General features: G+C 58.5%; 18 protein-coding genes and 4 tRNA genes. 16 read left to right on the top strand and 6 right to left on the bottom strand.

The window, feature by feature from the left end; translation table 11 throughout:
- Positions 1 to 43: 43 nt before the first annotated feature.
- The 4 genes from AB5Y71_RS02245 to AB5Y71_RS02260 all read right to left on the bottom strand — a co-directional run bounded on the left by AB5Y71_RS02245 (position 44) and on the right by AB5Y71_RS02260 (position 3,209).
- Positions 44 to 1,417: a hypothetical protein gene (locus AB5Y71_RS02245; protein ID WP_368170890.1), complete on the bottom strand. Its 1,374-nt coding sequence runs from the start codon at positions 1,415 to 1,417 to the stop codon at positions 44 to 46.
- A 269-nt stretch (positions 1,418 to 1,686) separates the two neighbouring features.
- Positions 1,687 to 2,253, bottom strand: coding sequence for a GNAT family N-acetyltransferase (locus AB5Y71_RS02250; protein WP_151287131.1), 567 nt, complete (start codon positions 2,251 to 2,253; stop codon positions 1,687 to 1,689).
- A 22-nt stretch (positions 2,254 to 2,275) separates the two neighbouring features.
- Complete coding sequence (locus AB5Y71_RS02255) at positions 2,276 to 2,791, bottom strand: hypothetical protein (RefSeq protein ID WP_368170891.1); 516 nt, start codon at positions 2,789 to 2,791, stop codon at positions 2,276 to 2,278.
- 4 nt (positions 2,792 to 2,795) lie between these two features.
- Complete coding sequence (locus AB5Y71_RS02260; protein ID WP_042052595.1) at positions 2,796 to 3,209, bottom strand: GNAT family N-acetyltransferase; 414 nt, start codon at positions 3,207 to 3,209, stop codon at positions 2,796 to 2,798.
- Between the two features lie 217 nt (positions 3,210 to 3,426).
- On the opposite strand from AB5Y71_RS02260, the gene ybaK reads away from it, so the two are divergent.
- Complete coding sequence (gene ybaK / locus AB5Y71_RS02265) at positions 3,427 to 3,891, top strand: Cys-tRNA(Pro) deacylase (RefSeq protein ID WP_323911133.1); 465 nt, start codon at positions 3,427 to 3,429, stop codon at positions 3,889 to 3,891.
- A gap of 183 nt (positions 3,892 to 4,074) precedes the next feature.
- A complete protein-coding gene (locus tag AB5Y71_RS02270) occupies positions 4,075 to 4,959 on the top strand; it encodes a transporter substrate-binding domain-containing protein (RefSeq protein ID WP_368170892.1) in 885 nt (294 codons plus the stop codon).
- On the opposite strand, the gene AB5Y71_RS02275 is transcribed toward AB5Y71_RS02270, so the two are convergent.
- On the bottom strand, positions 4,953 to 5,837 hold the full coding sequence (locus AB5Y71_RS02275) for a LysR family transcriptional regulator (RefSeq protein ID WP_236302388.1): 885 nt from the start codon (positions 5,835 to 5,837) through the stop codon (positions 4,953 to 4,955). The two genes, AB5Y71_RS02270 and AB5Y71_RS02275, sit on opposite strands and share 7 nt — an antisense overlap.
- Before the next feature lie 134 nt (positions 5,838 to 5,971).
- Here AB5Y71_RS02275 and AB5Y71_RS02280 point away from each other — a divergent pair, with 134 nt between their 5' ends.
- The 4 genes from AB5Y71_RS02280 (at position 5,972) to AB5Y71_RS02295 (ending at position 9,169) form a co-directional block, all read left to right on the top strand.
- Positions 5,972 to 6,373 (top strand): CidA/LrgA family protein, encoded by a 402-nt coding sequence (locus AB5Y71_RS02280; RefSeq protein WP_040069042.1) that lies wholly within the window; start codon positions 5,972 to 5,974, stop codon positions 6,371 to 6,373.
- Positions 6,366 to 7,055 carry an LrgB family protein gene (locus AB5Y71_RS02285; RefSeq protein ID WP_368170893.1) on the top strand — a complete coding sequence of 230 codons (690 nt, stop codon included), beginning with the start codon at positions 6,366 to 6,368 and terminating at the stop codon, positions 7,053 to 7,055. The genes AB5Y71_RS02280 and AB5Y71_RS02285 overlap by 8 nt, the downstream gene beginning before the upstream one ends.
- A gap of 74 nt (positions 7,056 to 7,129) precedes the next feature.
- On the top strand, positions 7,130 to 8,029 hold the full coding sequence (locus tag AB5Y71_RS02290) for a hypothetical protein (protein ID WP_368170894.1): 900 nt from the start codon (positions 7,130 to 7,132) through the stop codon (positions 8,027 to 8,029).
- A gap of 276 nt (positions 8,030 to 8,305) precedes the next feature.
- A complete protein-coding gene (locus AB5Y71_RS02295; protein ID WP_335832798.1) occupies positions 8,306 to 9,169 on the top strand; it encodes a patatin family protein in 864 nt (287 codons plus the stop codon).
- Between the two features lie 76 nt (positions 9,170 to 9,245).
- On the opposite strand, the gene mutS is transcribed toward AB5Y71_RS02295, so the two are convergent.
- Entirely contained in the window at positions 9,246 to 11,765 is a 2,520-nt protein-coding gene (mutS, locus tag AB5Y71_RS02300; protein WP_368170906.1) for a DNA mismatch repair protein MutS, read from the bottom strand.
- Positions 11,766 to 12,087: 322 nt separating this feature from the next.
- Here mutS and pncC point away from each other — a divergent pair, with 322 nt between their 5' ends.
- The 10 genes from pncC to AB5Y71_RS02350 all read left to right on the top strand — a co-directional run bounded on the left by pncC (position 12,088) and on the right by AB5Y71_RS02350 (position 19,410).
- Entirely contained in the window at positions 12,088 to 12,579 is a 492-nt protein-coding gene (gene pncC, locus AB5Y71_RS02305) for a nicotinamide-nucleotide amidase (protein WP_204478071.1), read from the top strand.
- A gap of 80 nt (positions 12,580 to 12,659) precedes the next feature.
- Positions 12,660 to 13,715 (top strand): recombinase RecA, encoded by a 1,056-nt coding sequence (gene recA, locus AB5Y71_RS02310; protein ID WP_368170895.1) that lies wholly within the window; start codon positions 12,660 to 12,662, stop codon positions 13,713 to 13,715.
- Between the two features lie 53 nt (positions 13,716 to 13,768).
- The gene (locus AB5Y71_RS02315; RefSeq protein WP_368170907.1) at positions 13,769 to 14,278 is read left to right on the top strand and encodes a regulatory protein RecX; all 510 of its coding nucleotides are present in this window, start codon (positions 13,769 to 13,771) and stop codon (positions 14,276 to 14,278) included.
- Positions 14,279 to 14,573: 295 nt separating this feature from the next.
- Positions 14,574 to 17,198: an alanine--tRNA ligase gene (alaS, locus tag AB5Y71_RS02320; RefSeq protein ID WP_040068996.1), complete on the top strand. Its 2,625-nt coding sequence runs from the start codon at positions 14,574 to 14,576 to the stop codon at positions 17,196 to 17,198.
- Between the two features lie 16 nt (positions 17,199 to 17,214).
- The gene (locus tag AB5Y71_RS02325; protein WP_005336054.1) at positions 17,215 to 18,453 is read left to right on the top strand and encodes an aspartate kinase; all 1,239 of its coding nucleotides are present in this window, start codon (positions 17,215 to 17,217) and stop codon (positions 18,451 to 18,453) included.
- A gap of 103 nt (positions 18,454 to 18,556) precedes the next feature.
- The gene (csrA, locus tag AB5Y71_RS02330; RefSeq protein WP_005336053.1) at positions 18,557 to 18,745 is read left to right on the top strand and encodes a carbon storage regulator CsrA; all 189 of its coding nucleotides are present in this window, start codon (positions 18,557 to 18,559) and stop codon (positions 18,743 to 18,745) included.
- Positions 18,746 to 18,958: 213 nt separating this feature from the next.
- Positions 18,959 to 19,051: transfer RNA gene (locus AB5Y71_RS02335), tRNA-Ser, on the top strand.
- A 3-nt stretch (positions 19,052 to 19,054) separates the two neighbouring features.
- Positions 19,055 to 19,131, top strand: a tRNA-Arg gene (locus tag AB5Y71_RS02340).
- 100 nt (positions 19,132 to 19,231) lie between these two features.
- Positions 19,232 to 19,308: transfer RNA gene (locus AB5Y71_RS02345), tRNA-Arg, on the top strand.
- A gap of 25 nt (positions 19,309 to 19,333) precedes the next feature.
- Positions 19,334 to 19,410, top strand: a tRNA-Arg gene (locus AB5Y71_RS02350).
- The last annotated feature ends 29 nt before the right edge of the window (positions 19,411 to 19,439 follow it).

Raw genomic sequence — 19,439 nt, forward strand, 5'->3', positions numbered from 1 at the left:
TGACGAGAGGTGCACTTCACTTCGTTCATTGCCCCCTGTGGTACTAGGCATCTACGGGGTCTATTATGATGAGCCCATCAGTGGTCATTAGTGCATCAAGAGGTGGATATTCAAACCCTTTTTCATTTAATTCCTCACAGAAGTCTTTCCATAACTTCTTATGGTTTAATACCTTACATTTCGTTTTTAAGTAAAGTTCAGCAAATACATCACCAATGCCACCAGCATTAAGAATTTGATTTATTCCCCTCCAAGAGCTGCTGAGCGATTTTTCAAAAACAAGCTTCAAACCATCATCGTCTATGAATTCACCATGATGGAGAAGAATATTAACACCATTATTATACGCTGAAACAAAGCTTCCAGACTCTACAAAAATATTTATAGCCTTGTTTACTAATAATGGGGAGGGCGACTCTTTAACCAATTTTTTTAATTCATCATCCGTTTTCCCTGCGATAGCTGAAATAAAGTATGATTTTACATCTTCAATGTTTTCACTTGCTTTAGTTAGTCGATATTCAATCAACGATGTCACTTCCATTACTTTTATTGTTTGTTCCACTCTTTTCTTTATAGCTTCACTAATATAACTCCATAAGTCTGGCTTGATTGAAGTGATAACTATGAATCTTTTTAGATTGTTATCATCTGTGTTGGATAAGATGTCTGTAAGCTTTTCCCTACATGTGGTTACATACTCAGTTGAATTTAGTCTTTCTATAGAGGATAACGCAGAGGTTATTTTGCGCATTAGAGAAAAACTCAATGGAGCGGTGTCTTTGAATAGTCTTTTAAATAATATTATTGTGACGTTTCTATATACGGAGTCTTTTACTCTGCCAAGATATTGGTCAGCTTTAAGAACAATAAATGCTTTTTCTGATTCTTCAGGGAATGATTCGCTAGTAATTAAACTGTAAATGCTACCAAGGATTGACTTTCCTTTTATCGGCGGCTGATTTAATAGATAGGCTGATGCTTGAAATATATATGAACGTACCATTTCAGGGGGAGGGATAAATTGGGCACCATCTAATGAAAAGGTCGGGTGAGCACAAATATTTCGATCTTCTTTTATTCGCTCTAGATGCGTCTTTTCAATTAACGAGATTAATCCTAGGTCTTCATATGCAATACGCAGCACATCGTTCTCAAAATCAAGCATACTTTTGAAATCATTAGGCGTTATATTTCCTAACCTTTTCTCAATTTTTATTGCTTCTGCATCGCCACCTAGTGCAAGTTCTCGCGTCTTCTCGATTACATCAACACAAATAGAGATCCATGTTGATGTAACTGCTGCTCGATATGCGCCAGATCTATAAGATGTTATAGCTTCTCTCAAATACTCCTTTGAAAATCTGCTCTTCACTTTTGACAATAATTCATCTAAATCAGTTAATTGGTTATACATGACATACCTTACAGGCTAATAGGATTAAGTGAGTTTATAAAGTGTATATATATTCCAAGATTTTAATAAGACTTTGTTTTCGGAAGTGTGAGGAGGTTCATATTAAACTTGGAAGATACTTTGTTATGTTTTTTTAGAAATTAATTCGAGTGGTTTCTATTTGTCTGCGCTGCTGTTTTATGGTTGTTGTGGGCTGATAATATCCGATATGACTATAGTGATTTTAAGTTCAGGTGATATTTCATGTTGTTGATAAAAAGACGGTTAAATCACGTTATAACCGTAGGCAGAATACTGGCGGTAGGAACAAGCGAATAGATATGCGCATCAAAAGGCTGGCCATGTAGGAAGATGCGATTTCTAGCCCGGCACTCAAAGGTAGCCCCGGCGGCAATGGCAACCGCTTCGCTGGCGCTGTTGCCGATTCCCATCACGATCTCCAGCCGAAATAGTCCCAACTGCTGAAAGCCAAAGTCACGGAGCAGGGCGACCGCCTGTCGGGCGATACCACAGCCTTGGCGGGATTGACGTACCCAGTAACCGATATTGCCGTAGCGATGATGGGGTGACAGCTGGTTGATTCCTGCGCCACCCAGCAGTTGGCCGGTGGTGGCGCAGAAGATGCCCATGTCAAAGGCGCGTCCCGCCGCAAAATCCTGCTCGCAGCTGGCAAACCACTCCAGCGCGCTCTCCCGAGTAAATGAACGGGAGCACCAGCTCATCCATTGGCCGACCGCCTCGATGGATTCGTGGGCCGCGCGGACAAACTCGTCAGCATCGCTCGGCTCGAATGGGCGGATTACGATCTGGGTGTTGGCAACGGTAGTGAGCTGCATCGTGCTTCCTGCTTGATGGTGTCTATGGGGCTGCGCTGCCCAGTTGCTTGAGGGAAGCCGTCAGCGAGAAAGGCTGAGCAAATTCCTTCATCCCGGCCAATCTATCCAGCTCTGCTTGGCCGACTTGCTGCAACTGAGCTTGCTGGGCGGGAGTGAGCGTGGTGGTTCTCGCCTTGATCAGGGTGTCGAGAAAACTACGGTCTCCCGCTACCGCCTGATGGAACGCCTTGAGCGCCAGCGCATCGACCTCTGCTGCGGTGCAGCGCTCCATGCTTTTCTCATGCAGATAGATCAGCACGGTCGCCTGCTGTGCTTTCTCCAGTGACCAGAAGGGGTCGCTTTTCGCGGGTAGTGTGGCGCTGTGTTGTGACTTGATCGCTTCGCACCGCTCAAATGCCGGATCCAGATCGTGTAGTGACAGGGCTAGGACGCTGGAGCTGGTTGCAAGCAGCGCAAAGAGCAAGGCAAGGCGTCTGTAGAAGGAGAAACTCCTGCTACCCGGCGCCTTGTCTATTGCAGGGCTGTTGCGGCTGCTCATCGGCTTATGACTGCTTTTTCAGGAAGTAACTGATATGCCCCGGCGGCATATCGGGCAGCTGGCCAAAGACCTCGTAGCCCTGTTTCTGGTAGAAGGGGAGGGCCTGAAAACTGGTGGTTTCCAGATGGTAGTTGCTGATGCCCTTGCTTTGGGCGTACTGCTCCATGGCGCCGAGCAGGCGGCCGCCCCAGCCGTCACGGCGGATGCTTTCGTCGATCCAGAGCCAGTCGACATGCAGCCAGCCCCACTTGATGTCGGCGATGATGCCGCCGTGTACCTTACCCTCTTTATCCTTGATAAAGCTGGCGATCCGCTCGCGCAGATGGGTACCGGCGTGACCCGTGTTGAAGCCGGAGAGGCCAATGCGCAGCGCTTCGATCTCATCGTCCTGAGGCGGTTGGGGTGGGGTTAGTTGCATATGGGCTCCTGCGGTATGGGTTGTGGCGGCGGCAAAGGGTTAAAGCAATACCCGTTTGGACTCTGTTTGGTCAAGTCTTCTGGTCGCTCGCCGCCAGCGTGCATGGTATAGCGGCCAGTCAATGGCCCTTGCAACTACCATCCCCCTTGCATCACCCCAGAGTGAGGCGCAGACTGTTTGGCCTTGTTTTTATGCGATTCGATTCAAGGCAACCATCATGACTCCTGCCATCAACCTGCTGAAGAAGCTCAAAATCCCCCACAAGCTCTACCCCTACGAGTGCGAAGCCCACGACGATTTCGGCAAGCATGCCGCGACCCAGCTCGGGCTGCCGGAGGCGCAGGTGTTCAAGACTCTGGTCGCCCATCACGACAAGCAGGCGGTGGTGGCCATCGTTCCCTCATCCGGTATGTGCAGTCTGAAGCAGCTGGCCAAGGCGACTGGTCTCAAGAAGGTGGAGATGATGAAACCGGCGGAAGCGGAGAAGCTGACCGGTTACAAGGTGGGTGGCATCAGCCCGCTGGCCCAGAAGAAACTGCTGCCCACTGTGCTCGACGACTCGGCCATGCAATTTGACGAGATCCTGGTGAGCGGCGGCAAGCGCGGTCTCTCGGTCGGTGTGGCGCCGCAGGATATGCTGACGCTGATGAAGTGGATCGCCGCTCCCATCGGCGAAGAGTAGTGCCGGGCACGGTGTGAACCTGCTCTCCGGGCCGGTGGTGGCCCGGAGGCGATGTGACTCGTGAGGATATCTGCCCGCGTCCCCCTGTTTGTCGTGTTGCTTATCCTCACACAGGCAGCGCCAAGGTGGGGCGGCCACGCTCAGGGCTACACTGAAAGTACCCCTTCAGCCAAGGCGCGGTTTATGTCACCCCTGCATCTGCTGGCCGCCGCTCTGCTCTGCATGTTGTCGCTGACCGGACAGGCGGCCACCCGGTTTACCCATATCAGCCCGGAGAGCGAGCGGGATCCGCGTACCACTTATGATCGGGAGCTGCTGCGGCTCGCCCTCGACAAGACCCGCGACCAGTTTGGCGACTATCTGCTGGAGCCTGCGCCGCCCATGACCAAGGCGCGCGAGCGGCTCAGCATGCAGCTCGACAGCTATCCCAACCTCTTTGTGATGGACAGCTACAGCAGCACCCGCGAGGATCTGGGGCTTGCCTATGTCCGTTTTCCCATCCATCTGGGGATCGTCAGCTACCGCATCTGTTTTGTCAGCCCGCAGCAAAAGGCGGCGGTGAGCAAAGTGACTGACCTCAAGGGGCTGCGGCAGTTTACCTTCGGTCAGGGCAAGGGGTGGCTGGATGTGGATATCCTGCGTTACGCCGGGATGGAGGTGGTGGAAGTGGAGGGGTACGAAAAGCTGTTCAAGATGGTGGCGCGGGGTCGCTTCGATCTCTTCTGCCGCGGGGTGAGCGAGCTGCGCAGCGAGCAGCTGACCCACAAGGAGATGACGGATCTGCTGGTGGATGACGCACTGTTGATCTACTACCCGCTGCCCCGGGTTTTCTACACCAATCCCAACAATCGCGAGGCGCTCAAGCGGGTCGAGCGGGGGTTGCAGCTGGCGTGGCAGGATGGCTCGCTACAGGCGCTGTGGCGCAAGAGCTTTGGCCAGGCCATCGCCTTTGCCAAGCTCTCCCAACGCCGACTGCTGCGACTGGATAACCCCTTCCTCGACGGGATCAGCTTCGATTACCGCCCCTACTTCTACAATCCGCAGACCGATCGCTTCGGCGATTACTGAGGTGCCTGCCGCTGGCGGCAGAGGGCCAGCCAGGCCTCGGCGGTGCGGGAGAGATAGCGCTCGCTCGGCCAGATCACCCCGAGTCGCCAGCTCAATTCGGGCTCCAGCGGCCGCAGCACCAGACCATCCGGGGTCAGCCGGTTGCATACCGGCTCCGGCAAGAAGGCGACCCCCATGCCGCTGCGTACCATGGCGGTGAGAAAATCCCACTGGCTGCTGCGCGCCGCCACCTGCGGCACAAAGCCCGCCTCCTGACACGCCTGCTCCAGCCGCTCGCTCAGGGTAAACGCCTGGGTATAGAGCAGGAAGGGCTCCTCCTGCAGGGATTCCAGCCGCAGCGGCGCCTCGCCATGCCAGCGGGGTTGATTAGGCAGCACTACCCGGATCGGGTATTGATCCAGCTCCAGCGCGCTGAGGGCACCCCCCTCTTTGGTCGGCAGCATGGTGATGGCGAGATCCAGCTCCCCCTCCAGCACCGCCTGTTCGATGCGACGACCGCCGTACTCCACCAGGGTCAGCTCCACCTTGGGATAGCGGGTACGGTAGGCGCGGATCAGATCCGCATAGACGTGACCTACCATGGGGGGAATGCCAAGGGTGAGGCGACCGTGTTGCAGGCTCTGCAGATCCGCCAGTTCGGCCTCCAGCTGCTGCATCTCCGCCAAGATGGTCTGGGCACGGTTGAACAGCACCTGGCCGCTGTCGGTCAGGGTGAAGCGGCGCCCTTCCCGGTTGAGCAGGGGTTGACCCAGCTCCTCTTCGATATTGCGGATCATCTTGCTGATGGTGGGTTGGGTGACGAACAGCTTTTCAGAGGCGCGGGTGAAGCTTTTTTCCCGCACCAGTTCGACAAAATAGCGCAGGGCGCGAATATCCATGGACTCTCTCGACTCGTGTTGGCGGGTACGGGATGAAGTATGCCTATGTGGCATGAATTTGATAATTTTAATTCATTTCTGGCAGGTTTTGCTCAACTCTATACTGTGAGCCGGTTCACAGAAAGACGATGATCATGAAAGCCCTCTGCTTGCGCTGGTTACAGACTCCCTTCCAGATTGTGTTGCTGGCAGCCATCTGGCTGCTGGCCGATACCGCGGTGCGTACCCTCCATCTGCCGCTGCCCGCCAACCTCACAGGCATGCTGTTGCTGCTGGCCTGCATCCTGCTCGGAGTGGTCAAGGCCGAGTGGTTCAGCGCGGGGGCTCGCTGGCTGCTGGCCGAGATGCTGCTCTTCTTCGTGCCCGCCGTAGTTGCGGTGGTCAACTATCAGGATCTATTGTTGCAGGAGGGGTGGCGCATCATGGTGGTGCTGCTGGTGAGCACCACGCTAGTGCTTGGCACTACCGCGCTGGTGGTGGATCGGGTCTACCGCCTCGAACTGAAACTGGCCCGCCGGAGTCGCCGTCATGTCTGATACCCTGCTCGGGCTGATCTGTTTCGCCCTCACCCTGCTCTTCTACTACGCCAGCAAATGGCTCTATGGCAAAAAGCGCATTCTGCCGCTGATGCCGCTGCTGCTGGCGCCGACCCTGCTGGTGGCCGTGGTGCTGCTGTTCCACATCCCCTATCAGGATTACATGGCGGAATCCCACTGGCTGCTCTGGCTGCTGGGCCCGGCGACCGTCGCCTTCGCGGTGCCGGTCTACGAGAACCGCCAGCTCATTCACCGCCACTGGCTGTCGCTGTCGGTAGGGGTGGTCGCATCGGTCATCATGGCGGTGGGCAGTACCGTGCTGCTGGCCCGCTGGCTGGATCTCTCCGACATGCTGCAGCGCAGTCTGGCGATGCGCTCTATCACAACGCCGTTTGCGGTGGAGGCGACCCGCGCCATCGGCGGTCAGAGCGATCTCACGGCGCTGTTTGTGGTGCTGACCGGCGTCATCGGCATGGCGGTGGGGGAGAGCGTGCTCACCGTGCTGGCCATTCGCAGTCGTCTCGGCAAGGGGGCGGGGTTTGGTGCCTCGGCCCACGGCGCCGGTACTGCCAGGGCTTATCAGATGGGAAATGAAGAGGGAGTGGTCTCCAGTATGGTGATGATGATTGCCGGCATGGTGACCGTGCTGCTGGCGCCCCTGCTGGGCCGGATGTTCTGGTAGGCCTGGCTTCCCTTTAGAAGGCTGCTCGCCCCGGCGCTACACTCTAGTGAGCCTGTATTTCCGGGATGAGCAGTATGACCTTTCATCGCATCGCTTCCTGCTTGCTGCTGTGCAGCCTTTCCCTCCTTGCCAGTCCCCTTCGGGCGAGCGACGTCATCACTCATATCAGCCCCGAGAGCGATCGGGACTTGCGTACCCTCTATTTTCGCGATCTGTTGCAGCTGGCGCTGGAGAAGACCCGCGACAGCTTCGGTGACTACGAGCTGCGAACCGCGCCGCCGATGAACCGTATCCGGATGCGACAGATTGTGCAGACTCAGCAATACCCCAATCTGTTTGTGGCCGACAGTCTGCGCCCGGCCGCGGAGAGCGGAGCGCTGGATTACGTCCGTTTTCCGGTGGAGCTGGGCATCCTCGGTTATCGCATCTGCTTTGTCAGTCCTCAGCAGGCCGACGCAGTGGCAAGGGTCAATACCCTGACCGAGCTGCAGCAATTTCTGCACGGGCAGGGCCGTGGCTGGCAGGATGCGGAGATCCTGCGTCATGGGGGATTCAAGGTGCAGGAGATCGACGGTTACGAGCGGCTGTTCAAGCTGGTGGCTCGCGGTCGCATCGATCTCTTCTGCCGCGGGGCCAACGAGCTCTTTATTGAGCAGGAGCAGCACAGTGATCTGCCCGGTCTCACCGTGGATCGGCGAGTGGCGCTGCACTATCCCTTCCTCCACCTCTTCTACACCCACAAGGATAATCAGGCCGCCATCCGCCGCCTCTCGGTCGGCCTCAAGCTGGCGTGGCGGGATGGCTCGCTGCAACAGCTCTGGCTGCGCCACTTCAAACCTTCCCTCGAGCAGGCGCAGCTCCCCAAGCGCCTGTTGTTCGAGTTGGCCAATCCGCGCCTTGATAAGGTGGACTTTGATTATCGGGCCTACCACTACAACCCCGTCGACGGGACGTTCGGGCCCGGGTTGCCTTGATCCTGATGGTGCTGTTACCGGATAAAGGGCCGTATCTGCCGATGTGCTAAACCATGCCAATAAGGCATGTTTTTTATTATTTAAATTCATTTTTTGAAGGTTGTTGCGCTGCATATACTGGGGGTCGCTTCACGGTTCAGGTTTGCTCCTGCCCGCTTCTGGCTTGTGCGAGTGGCTTGAATCGTCCTGCTGCGGCGTCTTGATGTTCTGCATGAAGGCGTCCATCACTGGGCCGGGATCGATCCCGGCAGGTATTACAGCTGACGGAGCCTTGTTATGTTTAATCCCCACTCTTGCGCCCTGATTGTCGAAGGGGGCGCGATGCGCGGCATCTTTGCCAGCGGCGTGCTCGATGCGTTTGTCGAAAGTCACCACTACCCGTTCGATTTCGTCATGGGCGTCTCGGCCGGCGCCACCAATCTGGTCTCCTACCTGAGCGAGCAGCCGCGCCGCAGTCACCACATCATCACCGAGCTGGCTTGCAGCTCCCGGTTTCTCGATCCCCTGCGTTTCGTCAAAGGGGGCGATCTGGTGGACATCGGCTGGCTGTGGCAGGCCAGTCGCCATCGCTTCCCGCTCGATCTCGACACCTTCTGTGCCCGCGACATTCCCTTCTACGCGGTGGCGACCGATGTGGCGAGCGGCAAGGCCATCTATCTGCCGGTGCGGCCCGACAACATGGATGAGGTGCTGACCGCCACCTGTGCCCTGCCGGTGGTGCAGCACGATACCCCCTGCGTCGATGGTCGCCCGATGGCCGATGGCGGGATCAGCGACTCCATTCCGGTGATAGAGGCCTATCGTCGCGGGGCGCGGCGGATGACGGTGGTGCTGTCTGAACCCTGGGGCTATCGCAAGAAGCCGGCCCGTTTCTGCTGGATGGTCAAAGCCTTGCTGAAAACCCAGCCGGCGCTGGCGCAAGCCATGCTGGAGCGGGATCTCGCCTACAACCGGGCGCTCGATTTCATCGCCAATCCCCCTGCCGATTGCGACATCGAGGTGATCGCGCCACCGGCCGATTTCATGGTTTCCCGTTTTACCCAGGATCCGGTCAAGCTGGAGTCCGGTTATCTGCAGGGTTACTGGCAGGGGCGCCAGAGTCTGCTGCGGGCCCGTGGAGAGGTGCGGGCGGTGGCCTGACTGGTTTGCCGGGTGCTGAATATAAAAAGGGGAACCTCGCGGTTCCCCTTTTGCATGCTTGCACGGCAGCCAGTGCTTACAGCATTTGCTTGAGACGATAGAGCAGATCCAGCGCTTGCCGCGGGGTGAGCTCGTCCGGGCGCACCGCTTCCAGCTCTTCCACCACCGGATGAGGCTGCGGGGCGAGAGCCACCGGAGCCGGGCGGTTTTCACCGGCGGCGACCGGAGTGGCGCTCTCCAGCTCATGCAGTTTGTGGCGGGCCTGCTGGATCACCGATTTCGGCACCCCAGCCAACGCCGCCACCTGCAGGCCGTAGGAGCGGCTGGCCGCCCCTTCCTGCACTGCGTGCATAAAGGCGATGGTGTCGCCGTGCTCCACCGCATCGAGGTGGACGTTGGCCAGCCCGCTCATCAGCTCGGGCAAGCGGGTCAGCTCGAAGTAGTGGGTGGCAAACAGGGTGTAGGCGCCAATCTTGCTCGCCAGCTGTTCGGCACAGGCCCACGCCAGCGAGAGGCCGTCGTAGGTGCTGGTGCCGCGGCCAATTTCGTCCATCAGCACCAGACTGCGGGCGGTGGCGTTGTTGAGGATATTGGCGGTCTCGGTCATCTCCACCATAAAGGTGGAGCGGCCGGAGGCGAGGTCGTCCGATGCCCCGATGCGGGTGAATATGCGGTCGATGGGGCCGATGCGGGCGCTGTCGGCGGGCACGAAGGCGCCGATATGGGCCAGCAGCACGATCAGCGCGGTCTGGCGCATGTAGGTCGATTTACCGCCCATGTTGGGACCCGTGATGATCAGCATCCGCCGCTCCCGCTCCAGCCGGATGGGGTTGGCGATAAAGGGATCTGTCATCACCTGCTCAACCACCGGATGGCGGCCCGCTTCGATCAGGATCTGATCCTCATCGATTAGGGTCGGGCAGCGGTAGTCGAGGGTCTCGGCCCGCTCGGCCAGGTTGGCCAGCACGTCCAGCTCCGCCAGTGCGGCGGCGGAATCCTGCAGATCGCCGAGGTGGGGCAGCAGGGCATCGAGCAGCTCTTCGTAGAGCCGTTTCTCCAGCGCCAGCGCCTGGGACTGGGCGGTGAGCACCTTGTCCTCGTACTTCTTCAGCTCGTCGATGATGTAGCGTTCGTTGTTCTTGAGGGTCTGGCGGCGGATGTAGTGGGCCGGCACCAGATGGCTGTTGGCGCGGCTCACCTCGATATAGAAGCCGTGCACCTTGTTGTAACCCACCTTGAGGGTGTTGATGCCGGTCAGCAGTTTTTCCCGCTCTTCGATGCGGGCGAGGCTGGCGGTGGCACCGTTGGCGAGATCCCGTAGCTCGTCCAGCTCCTGATTGAAGCCGTCACGGATGACGCCACCATCGCGGATCAGCACCGGCGGCACCTCCATCACCGCACGCTCCAGCAGGTCGAGCAGCTCGGGGAAGGTGCTGGCCCGCTCGGCCAGCTGCTGCACCGCTTCGTGCTCGTTGTCCGCCAGCAGGCGCTGTAGCTCGGGCAGCTGGGCGAAAGCCTGCCGCAGCCGGGTGAGGTCGCGCGGGCGGGCCGAGCGCAGGGCGAGACGGGCCAGCACCCGCTCCACATCACCCACCTGACGCAGCAGGCTGCCCAGTTCATCGTAGAGGTTCTGCTCGATGAGCTCCTTGATGGTGCTCTGGCGACCTTTCAGGATTACCCGATCGCGGATCGGTTGGTGGATCCAGCGCTTGAGCAGGCGGCTGCCCATGGGGGTGGCGGTGCGATCCAGCACCTCGGCCAGGGTATTTTCATAGCCACCGGCCAGATTCTGGGTCAGCTCCAGATTGCGGCGGGTGGCGGCATCCATGATGACCGCGTGATCCGGCTGCTCGAGGCGCACGCTGCGAATGTGGGGCAGGGCGGTGCGCTGGGTGTCCTTGACGTACTGCATCAGGCAACCGGCAGCACACAGGGCGGTCTCGCTCTGTTCGACGCCAAAGCCCACCAGATCCTGGGTACCGAACTGCTGGCACAAGAGCTTGCGGGCGGTGCCGAGCTCGAACTCCCACTCCGGGCGCCGGCGCAGACCGCGGCGACCCTCGACGTGGTGCAGGAAGGCGAAGGATTCGGGGTAGAGCAGCTCCGCCGGATTGGTGCGCTGCAGCTCAGCCAGCAGGGTCTCTTCCTTCTCGAACTGGTTGATGAAGAAGCGGCCGGAGCCGATGTCCATGGTGCCGTAACCGAAGCGGCGGCCATCGTGATAGACGGCGGCGATCAGGTTGTCCTGCCGCTCGCTGAGCAGCGCCTCGTCGGAGACGGTGCCCGGGGTGATGATGCGAATGACCTTGCGCTCCACCGGCCCCTTGCTGGTGGCGGGATCCCCCACCTGTTCGCAGATGGCGGCGGATTCGCCGAGCTGCACCAGCTTGGCCAGATAACCCTCGATGGCGTGATAGGGCACCCCCGCCATCGGGATGGGGCTGCCGGCCGACTGGCCACGCTTGGTCAGGGAGATGTCGAGCAGCTGGGAGGCCTTGCGGGCATCGTCATAGAACAGCTCGTAGAAGTCGCCCATCCGGTAGAACAGCAGGATCTCCGGGTTCTCGGCCTTGAGGCCAAGGTACTGCTGCATCATGGGGGTGTGGGCGCTCAGATTGGCGCCGGGAGCGGAGCTTGTGGCGCCGCTGGCTTGGTGTTGTGCGGTCATGTTCTGTTCCAGAAGGGGCCTCTGCGGGCCAGTGTCTGCGGTGATGAGCCTTGAGCTTGATGGCGCCATTCTACACATAAGCGCCGCGACGGGGGAGCGGGTGTTCCGGGCGCGGTTGTTCTGCACTATTGAAGGCATGACGCCGGTGCGGCACCTCACATTGCGGCAGGCAAGGGCGGTCTGCCGTGGTTGCGGGCGGCGCTAGCGGGAGCGCATAATGTGCCTCTTGAGCGGATCAGAAGGAGTCGTGATGAAACTGGATGCAGAGATAGAGCACCTTGCCATCGAGCTGGGACGGGTCCTTGGCCAGCGGGGCTGGCTGGCGGCGACCGCCGAATCCTGTACCGGCGGCGGGGTGGCTACTGCTATTACCGACATCGCGGGCAGCTCCGGCTGGTTCGATCGCGGATTTGTCACCTACACCAACGAGGCCAAGCAGCAGATGTTGGGGGTGAGCAGCGATAGCCTTGAACAGCACGGTGCCGTGAGCGAAGCCGTGGTGCTGGAGATGGCCCGCGGCGCGCTGGCCCACTCGTCTGCCTCCATCAGCGTTGCTATCAGTGGTATCGCCGGCCCCGGCGGCGCCACCGAAGGCAAGCCGGTCGGCACTGTCTGGTTCGCTTGGGCCGACCGCAATGGCCGTCACCACTCCCTGCTGGCCCGCTTCGACGGAGATCGCCGACAGGTACGCCAGCAGGCGGTGAGACAGGCCTTGTCGGGTCTGTTGGTCCTGCTCAGATAAATTGGGCTTGATACTGTATGAATAGACAGTATACTTAGCCCAACTTCACTTCTTACTCACGATTTCCAGCGGAGATTGGCATGGATCAGAACAAACAGAAGGCACTGGCGGCTGCGCTGGGTCAGATTGAAAAGCAGTTCGGCAAAGGTTCCATCATGCGTCTGGGCGACAGCAAGACCATGGATATCGAAGCCATCTCTACCGGTTCCCTCTCGCTGGACGTGGCGCTGGGCATTGGCGGTCTGCCGTGTGGCCGTATCGTCGAAATCTACGGCCCGGAATCTTCCGGTAAAACCACCCTCACCCTGCAGGTGATCGCCGAAGCCCAGAAGAAAGGCAAAACCTGTGCCTTCGTCGATGCGGAACACGCCCTCGACCCTATCTACGCTGCCAAGCTGGGCGTCAACGTCGACGACCTGCTGATCTCCCAGCCGGATACCGGTGAACAGGCGCTGGAGATCTGCGACATGCTGGTTCGCTCCAACGCGGTTGACGTCATCATCGTCGACTCCGTGGCAGCCCTGACCCCGAAAGCGGAAATTGAAGGCGAGATGGGTGACTCCCACGTTGGCCTGCAGGCCCGTCTGATGTCCCAAGCACTGCGCAAGCTGACTGCCAACATCAAGAACGCCAACTGCCTGTGCATCTTCATTAACCAGATCCGGATGAAGATCGGCGTCATGTTCGGTAGCCCGGAGACCACCACTGGTGGTAACGCGCTCAAGTTCTACGCCTCCGTGCGTCTGGATATCCGTCGTATCGGCGCCATCAAGGAAGGCGACGAAGTGGTCGGTAACGAGACCCGCGTCAAAGTGGTCAAGAACAAGGTGGCCCCGCCCTTCAAGCAGGCCGAATTCCAGATCTTCTACGGCGCCGGTATCTCCAAAGAGGGCGAGCTGGTGGATCTCGGCGTCAAGCACAAGCTGATCGACAAGGCCGGCGCCTGGTACAGCTACAACGGCGAGAAGATCGGTCAGGGCAAGGCCAACGTGATGAAGCTGTTCGCCGAGAACAAGGTGATGGCTGGCGAAGTGGAAGCCCGCCTGCGCGAGCTGCTGCTCTCCGGTGCCGTGCCAGTCGATGACAAGGCTGCACCGGTTGAGGCAGACGAGTTCGATGCCGAAAGCGAACAATAGTTCGAATAAGGAACAAAGGAAGGCCGGGTAGATACCCGGCCTTGTTATTTATGATGGTTGATGAATCCGTTACCGAACCGGTCGAGCCTGCCGAACCGACCTTTGCAGAGCAGCTAGCCGCTGCCCGCGCCTTTGCCATGCGCAGTCTGGCCCGTCGCGAGAGTGCCGAGTCGGAGCTGGCCAACCGGCTGCGCCAGCAGGGCTTCAATGAAGAGGTGATCGAGGCGGTGGTCGACTACTGCCGCGGTTACAACTGGGTCAATGACGAACGTTACGGCGGTATGGCTGTACGTGCCGGAGCCGCCAAGGGCCATGGCCCCATCAAGATCCGCTTCGATCTGCGCCGCAAGGGGCTCGACGATATGCAGATTGATGCCGCATTCGATCAGCCGGAGCTGGACTGGTTCGAACTGGCGTTTGCCCTGCTCGAACGGCGCGTCCGAGTGGCCGATCTGGCGGATTTCAAGCTACGGATGAAGTGGCTCAAATATCTGTTGGGGCGCGGCTTTACCCAGGATCAGGCACGTTACGCTATCTCTGCCCTGCAGGAGCAGGAAGAGTAACGCCACTGCGTGGCAAACGTCGTTTCACCTCTCCTTGCGGCAGGTTTTTCCTGCCCGCTCAGTAGCTTGCGCGCACAATCCTGAATAAGCGGCCTTTTGTTCATCTCATCCCTCTTTATGCGCTGCTTTTTTGCCTCTCGACAGTGAAAAAAGCCACTGTGGGCAGTGGTGCTCTTTTCTGGCCCGTTTATGTGCGCTTTTTCGCCCGTGGCGGCCCTGTCCGTTTTACTTTACCCCGCAGAAAACTTACATTAATGCGGTTAAAAGTCCGTATTCGAATCAAGCAGGATTTTCCATGTATATGTCCACGTCAGAGATTCGCGCTGCGTTTCTCGAGTATTTCCGTTCCCAGGGGCACCAGGTTGTCTCCTCCAGCTCGCTGGTACCGCATAACGACCCGACCCTGTTGTTTACCAACGCGGGTATGAACCAGTTCAAGGACGTGTTCCTTGGCGCAGACAAGCGTGCCTACAATCGCGCGACGACTTCCCAGCGTTGCGTGCGTGCCGGTGGTAAGCACAACGATCTGGAAAACGTCGGCTATACCGCTCGTCACCACACCTTCTTCGAAATGCTGGGCAACTTCAGCTTCGGTGACTACTTCAAGCAGGATGCAATCAAGTTTGCATGGGGCTTCCTGACCGAGGTGCTGCAGCTGCCGAAAGAGCGCCTGCTGGTGACCGTCTACGCGACTGACGATGAGGCTTTCGATATCTGGGAAAAAGAGGTCGGTGTCCCGGCCGATCGCATCGTGCGCATCGGTGACAACAAGGGTGCCCCTTACGCTTCCGACAACTTCTGGGCGATGGGCGATACCGGCCCGTGCGGTCCCTGCACCGAGATCTTCTATGACCACGGCGATCACATCTGGGGTGGCCGTCCCGGCTCACCGGAAGAGGATGGCGACCGTTTCATCGAGATCTGGAACGTGGTCTTCATGCAGTTCAACCGTCAGGCTGACGGCACCATGGAGCCGCTGCCGCGTCCGTCCGTGGATACTGGCATGGGTCTGGAGCGTATCTCCGCCATCATGCAGGGTGTCCACTCCAACTACGAAATCGACATCTTCCAGGCGCTGATCAAGAAAGCGGCCGAGATTGTCGGCACCACCGACCTGAGCAACCAGTCTCTGCGCGTCATCGCTGACCACATCCGCTCCTGCGCCTTCCTGGTGGCAGATGGCGTGATGCCGTCCAACGAAGGTCGTGGCTATGTGCTGCGTCGCATCATCCGCCGCGCCGTGCGTCACGGTCGCAAGCTGGGTGCGACCGATGTCTTCTTCTACAAACTGGCTGCCGAGCTGGCAGTGCAGATGAAGGATGTCGCTGCCGAGCTGATCGCCCAGCTGCCGCTGGTCGAGCGCGTGCTGCGCATCGAAGAGGAGCAGTTCGTCCGCACTCTGGATCGCGGTCTGCTGCTGCTGGAAGATGCTCTGGCCAACCTGGGCGATGCCAAGGTTATTCCGGGTGAGGTGGTGTTCAAGCTCTATGACACTTACGGCTTCCCGGCCGACCTGACTGCCGACGTGGTGCGCGAGCGCGAGATCGGCATCGACGAAGAGGGCTTCAAGGCCGAGATGGAGAAGCAGCGTGCTCGCGCCAAAGAAGCCTCCAGCTTCGGCGTGAACTACAACGAGATGCTCAAGCTCGACTTCGAGACCCCCTTCACCGGTTACAAGACCTTGACCGAGCGTACCCGCGTGGTTGGTATCTACAAGGGTGTGGAAGAGGTGAGCGGTCTTATCGCCGGTGACGAAGCGGTCATCGTGCTGGAAGAGACCCCCTTCTACGCCGAGTCCGGCGGCCAGATCGGCGACAGCGGTACCCTGAAAGTGGACGACGGCATCTTTGCCGTGACCGACACCCTGAAAGCGGGCAAGGCGATCATCCACAAGGGCTACATGGAGCTGGGCACCCTGGAGAAGGGCGCCGAAGTGGAAGCCGTGGTTGACGCTGACCGTCGTCAGGCCATCGCCCTGAACCACTCCGTGACTCACCTGCTGCACGCTGCCCTGCGTCAGGCTCTGGGCGAGCATGTCACCCAGAAAGGTTCTCTGGTAGGGGCCGAGCGCATGCGCTTTGACTTCTCCCACTTCGAGGGGTTGACCATGGCGACCATTCGCCGGGTCGAGGAGCTGGTCAACAACCAGATCCGCGCCAACCACGAAATCACCACCCAGCTGATGGATCTGGAAGCGGCCAAGTCCGCCGGTGCCATGGCGCTGTTTGGTGAGAAATATGAAGACGACGTGCGCGTGGTGCGCATGGGCGACTACTCCACCGAGCTGTGCGGCGGTACTCACGCCAAGCGCACCGGTGATATCGGCTTCTTCAAGATCATCGCCGAGAGCGGTATCGCAGCTGGCGTGCGCCGTATCGAAGCGGTGACCGGCAAAGCGGCCATCGACTTCATGCATCAGGTTGGCGAGCAGATCGAAGAGGCTGCCGCACTGGTGAAAGGTGATCAGTTCTGCATCGCCGACAAGGTTCGCCAGATGCTGGACAAGGCCAAGATGATGGAGCGCGAGCTGGAGCAGCTCAAGGCCAAGCTTGCCGCTCAGGCCGGTAACGACCTGCTGGGTCAGGTGATCGAGATCAACGGTCAGAAGGTGCTGGTTGCAGCGCTGGAAGGGGCCGATCCGAAATCCCTGCGCGGCATGCTGGACGAGCTGAAGAACCAGATGAAGTCCGGTGTTGTGCTGCTGGCCACCTGTGCCGATGGCAAGGTCAACCTGATCGCGGGCGTCACCAACGACCTGACCGGCAAGGTCAAGGCCGGTGAGCTGGTCAATCTGGTTGCCCAGCAGGTGGGTGGCAAGGGCGGTGGCCGTCCGGACATGGCACAGGCGGGTGGTACCCAGCCTGAGGCGGTGCCGGCAGCGCTGCAATCCGTTCACTCCTGGCTGGAAGAGCGCCTGTAATCGGGCGAGGTGATCTGTGGCACTCTATGTACAGAAGTACGGCGGCACCTCGGTCGGCACACTGGAGCGGATCGAGGCGGTAGCTGAGCGGGTCGAGCAGACCCGCGCCCAGGGACACGACGTGGTGGTGGTTGTCTCCGCCATGTCGGGCGAAACCAACCGGCTGCTGGGCATGGCCCAGCAGCTGGATCCTGATGCCAACCGGCGGGAGATGGATGTACTGGTCTCCACCGGTGAGCAGGTCACCATAGCGCTGCTGGCGATCGCGTTGAACAAACGCGGTTGTCCTGCGGTCTCAATGACCGGTGATCAGGTGCGGATTCACACCGATTCCGCCTATGGCAAGGCGCGCATCACCCACATCGACACCGAGCTGGTTCATGCCGAACTGGCTGCGGGCAAGGTGGTGGTGATCGCCGGTTTCCAGGGTCGTGACGAGCATAACGCCATCACAACCCTGGGCCGCGGCGGTTCGGATACCACGGCGGTTGCTGTGGCGGCGGCCATCAAGGCCGATGAGTGCCAGATCTTTACCGATGTGGATGGGGTATACACCACGGATCCGCGCATCGAGCCCAAGGCGCGTCGTCTCGACACCATCACCTTCGAGGAGATGCTGGAGATGGCCAGTCTCGGCGCCAAGGTGTTGCAGATCCGCTCGGTGGAGTTTGCGGGCAAGTACCGCGTCCCGCTGCGGGTGCTGTCGAGCTTTATCGATGGAGAGGGAACCTTAATCACATATGGAGGTGATAGGATGGAAGCTCCCCTGGTATCCGGGATCGCTTTTAACCGCAACGAGGCCAGCCTGACCATTCTGGGCGTGCCGGACAGACCAACCGTTGCCGCGCAGATCCTGAATCCGATCAGCGACGCCAACATTGATGTCGACATGATTGTGCAGAACACCCTGGGAGATGGCACCGCCGACTTCACCTTCACGGTGAATCGTGACGACTATCGCCGCGCCCGGGCACTGCTGGAGGAGACCGCCACCGAACTTGGCGCCTCCTGCGTGCAGGGAAATGGCGAAATTGCCAAGGTTTCCATTGTCGGTGTCGGCATGTGGAACCATCCCGGTGTTGCGCGCACCATGTTCAAGGTATTGGGCGAGGAGGGGATCAACATGCAGTTGATCTCGACCTCTGAAATCAAAATCTCTGTGGTGATTGACGAGAAGTATCTGGAGCTGGCAGTGCGGGCCCTGCACGCGGCTTTCGGGTTGGATCAGGCACCGCAAGAGCAGCCCTTGGGCTAACAATCTCTGATTGATTTAGTTTCAACCATTTACCATATCGGTATCTTTGTTAGATAATGTCGCATATCGATATAAAAACAAAACAGGATACAGGAGCAAGCGAATGCTTATTTTGACTCGTCGTGTTGGGGAAACCCTGATGATTGGTGATGAAGTGACTGTCACCGTACTGGGCGTTAAAGGTAACCAGGTCCGTATCGGTGTTAACGCGCCGAAAGAGGTCTCCGTACACCGCGAAGAGATCTACCAGCGCATCCAGGCCGAGAAAGTTCCGGGTCAACCGGGCTTCTAAGCCACTTTCATGGCTGTGACAAGGCGACACCTCATGTGTCGCCTTTTGTTTTTCCGGCCCCCTGAAATTGCCCTGCAGGGCGCGAAACTGCGGGATAAGTGCCGATATTGTTTGAATATTCCACGCTTTGACCAAATGCTGAGCGAACGCACTTTTTTCTCCAAAAAAGTGTTTGACTAAAAATCCCTGTGAAGTATTATCAGCCCCGCAAACGGAGAGGTGGCCGAGAGGCTGAAGGCGCTCCCCTGCTAAGGGAGTATGCGGCTTATACCCGCATCGGGGGTTCGAATCCCCCCTTCTCCGCCATTTGCGCCCGTAGCTCAGCTGGATAGAGTACCTGGCTACGAACCAGGTGGTCAGAGGTTCGAATCCTCTCGGGCGCACCATATTACGACTCAAGCAAGAGTCATGTGTTGACCATCAGCAAGTCGACACTTTGGAAAAGGCTTACTGATAAGTAAGCTTTTTTTATCGTTTTAAAACAGGGCGCCCGTAGCTCAGCTGGATAGAGTACCTGGCTACGAACCAGGTGGTCAGAGGTTCGAATCCTCTCGGGCGCACCATTTAAAACGACACAACGATTTATGAGCGCCCGTAGCTCAGCTGGATAGAGTACCTGGCTACGAACCAGGTGGTCAGAGGTTCGAATCCTCTCGGGCGCACCATTTTTCAAGCAGTACACAAAAGTTTGTGA

The organism is Aeromonas sp. R9-2, from assembly GCF_040908025.1.
Classification (GTDB): domain Bacteria; phylum Pseudomonadota; class Gammaproteobacteria; order Enterobacterales; family Aeromonadaceae; genus Aeromonas; species Aeromonas veronii.

Excerpts from the sequence above, each read along its gene's own strand:
- AB5Y71_RS02245 (WP_368170890.1), bottom strand. The coding sequence starts at position 1,417 with ATGTATAACCAATTAACTGATTTAGATGAATTATTGTCAAAAGTGAAG.
- AB5Y71_RS02250 (WP_151287131.1), bottom strand. The coding sequence starts at position 2,253 with ATGCAGCTCACTACCGTTGCCAACACCCAGATCGTAATCCGCCCATTC.
- AB5Y71_RS02255 (WP_368170891.1), bottom strand. The coding sequence starts at position 2,791 with ATGAGCAGCCGCAACAGCCCTGCAATAGACAAGGCGCCGGGTAGCAGG.
- AB5Y71_RS02260 (WP_042052595.1), bottom strand. The coding sequence starts at position 3,209 with ATGCAACTAACCCCACCCCAACCGCCTCAGGACGATGAGATCGAAGCG.
- ybaK (WP_323911133.1), top strand. The coding sequence starts at position 3,427 with ATGACTCCTGCCATCAACCTGCTGAAGAAGCTCAAAATCCCCCACAAG.
- AB5Y71_RS02270 (WP_368170892.1), top strand. The coding sequence starts at position 4,075 with ATGTCACCCCTGCATCTGCTGGCCGCCGCTCTGCTCTGCATGTTGTCG.
- AB5Y71_RS02275 (WP_236302388.1), bottom strand. The coding sequence starts at position 5,837 with ATGGATATTCGCGCCCTGCGCTATTTTGTCGAACTGGTGCGGGAAAAA.
- AB5Y71_RS02280 (WP_040069042.1), top strand. The coding sequence starts at position 5,972 with ATGAAAGCCCTCTGCTTGCGCTGGTTACAGACTCCCTTCCAGATTGTG.
- AB5Y71_RS02285 (WP_368170893.1), top strand. The coding sequence starts at position 6,366 with ATGTCTGATACCCTGCTCGGGCTGATCTGTTTCGCCCTCACCCTGCTC.
- AB5Y71_RS02290 (WP_368170894.1), top strand. The coding sequence starts at position 7,130 with ATGACCTTTCATCGCATCGCTTCCTGCTTGCTGCTGTGCAGCCTTTCC.
- AB5Y71_RS02295 (WP_335832798.1), top strand. The coding sequence starts at position 8,306 with ATGTTTAATCCCCACTCTTGCGCCCTGATTGTCGAAGGGGGCGCGATG.
- mutS (WP_368170906.1), bottom strand. The coding sequence starts at position 11,765 with ATGATGCAGCAGTACCTTGGCCTCAAGGCCGAGAACCCGGAGATCCTG.
- pncC (WP_204478071.1), top strand. The coding sequence starts at position 12,088 with ATGAAACTGGATGCAGAGATAGAGCACCTTGCCATCGAGCTGGGACGG.
- recA (WP_368170895.1), top strand. The coding sequence starts at position 12,660 with ATGGATCAGAACAAACAGAAGGCACTGGCGGCTGCGCTGGGTCAGATT.
- AB5Y71_RS02315 (WP_368170907.1), top strand. The coding sequence starts at position 13,769 with ATGGTTGATGAATCCGTTACCGAACCGGTCGAGCCTGCCGAACCGACC.
- alaS (WP_040068996.1), top strand. The coding sequence starts at position 14,574 with ATGTATATGTCCACGTCAGAGATTCGCGCTGCGTTTCTCGAGTATTTC.
- csrA (WP_005336053.1), top strand. The coding sequence starts at position 18,557 with ATGCTTATTTTGACTCGTCGTGTTGGGGAAACCCTGATGATTGGTGAT.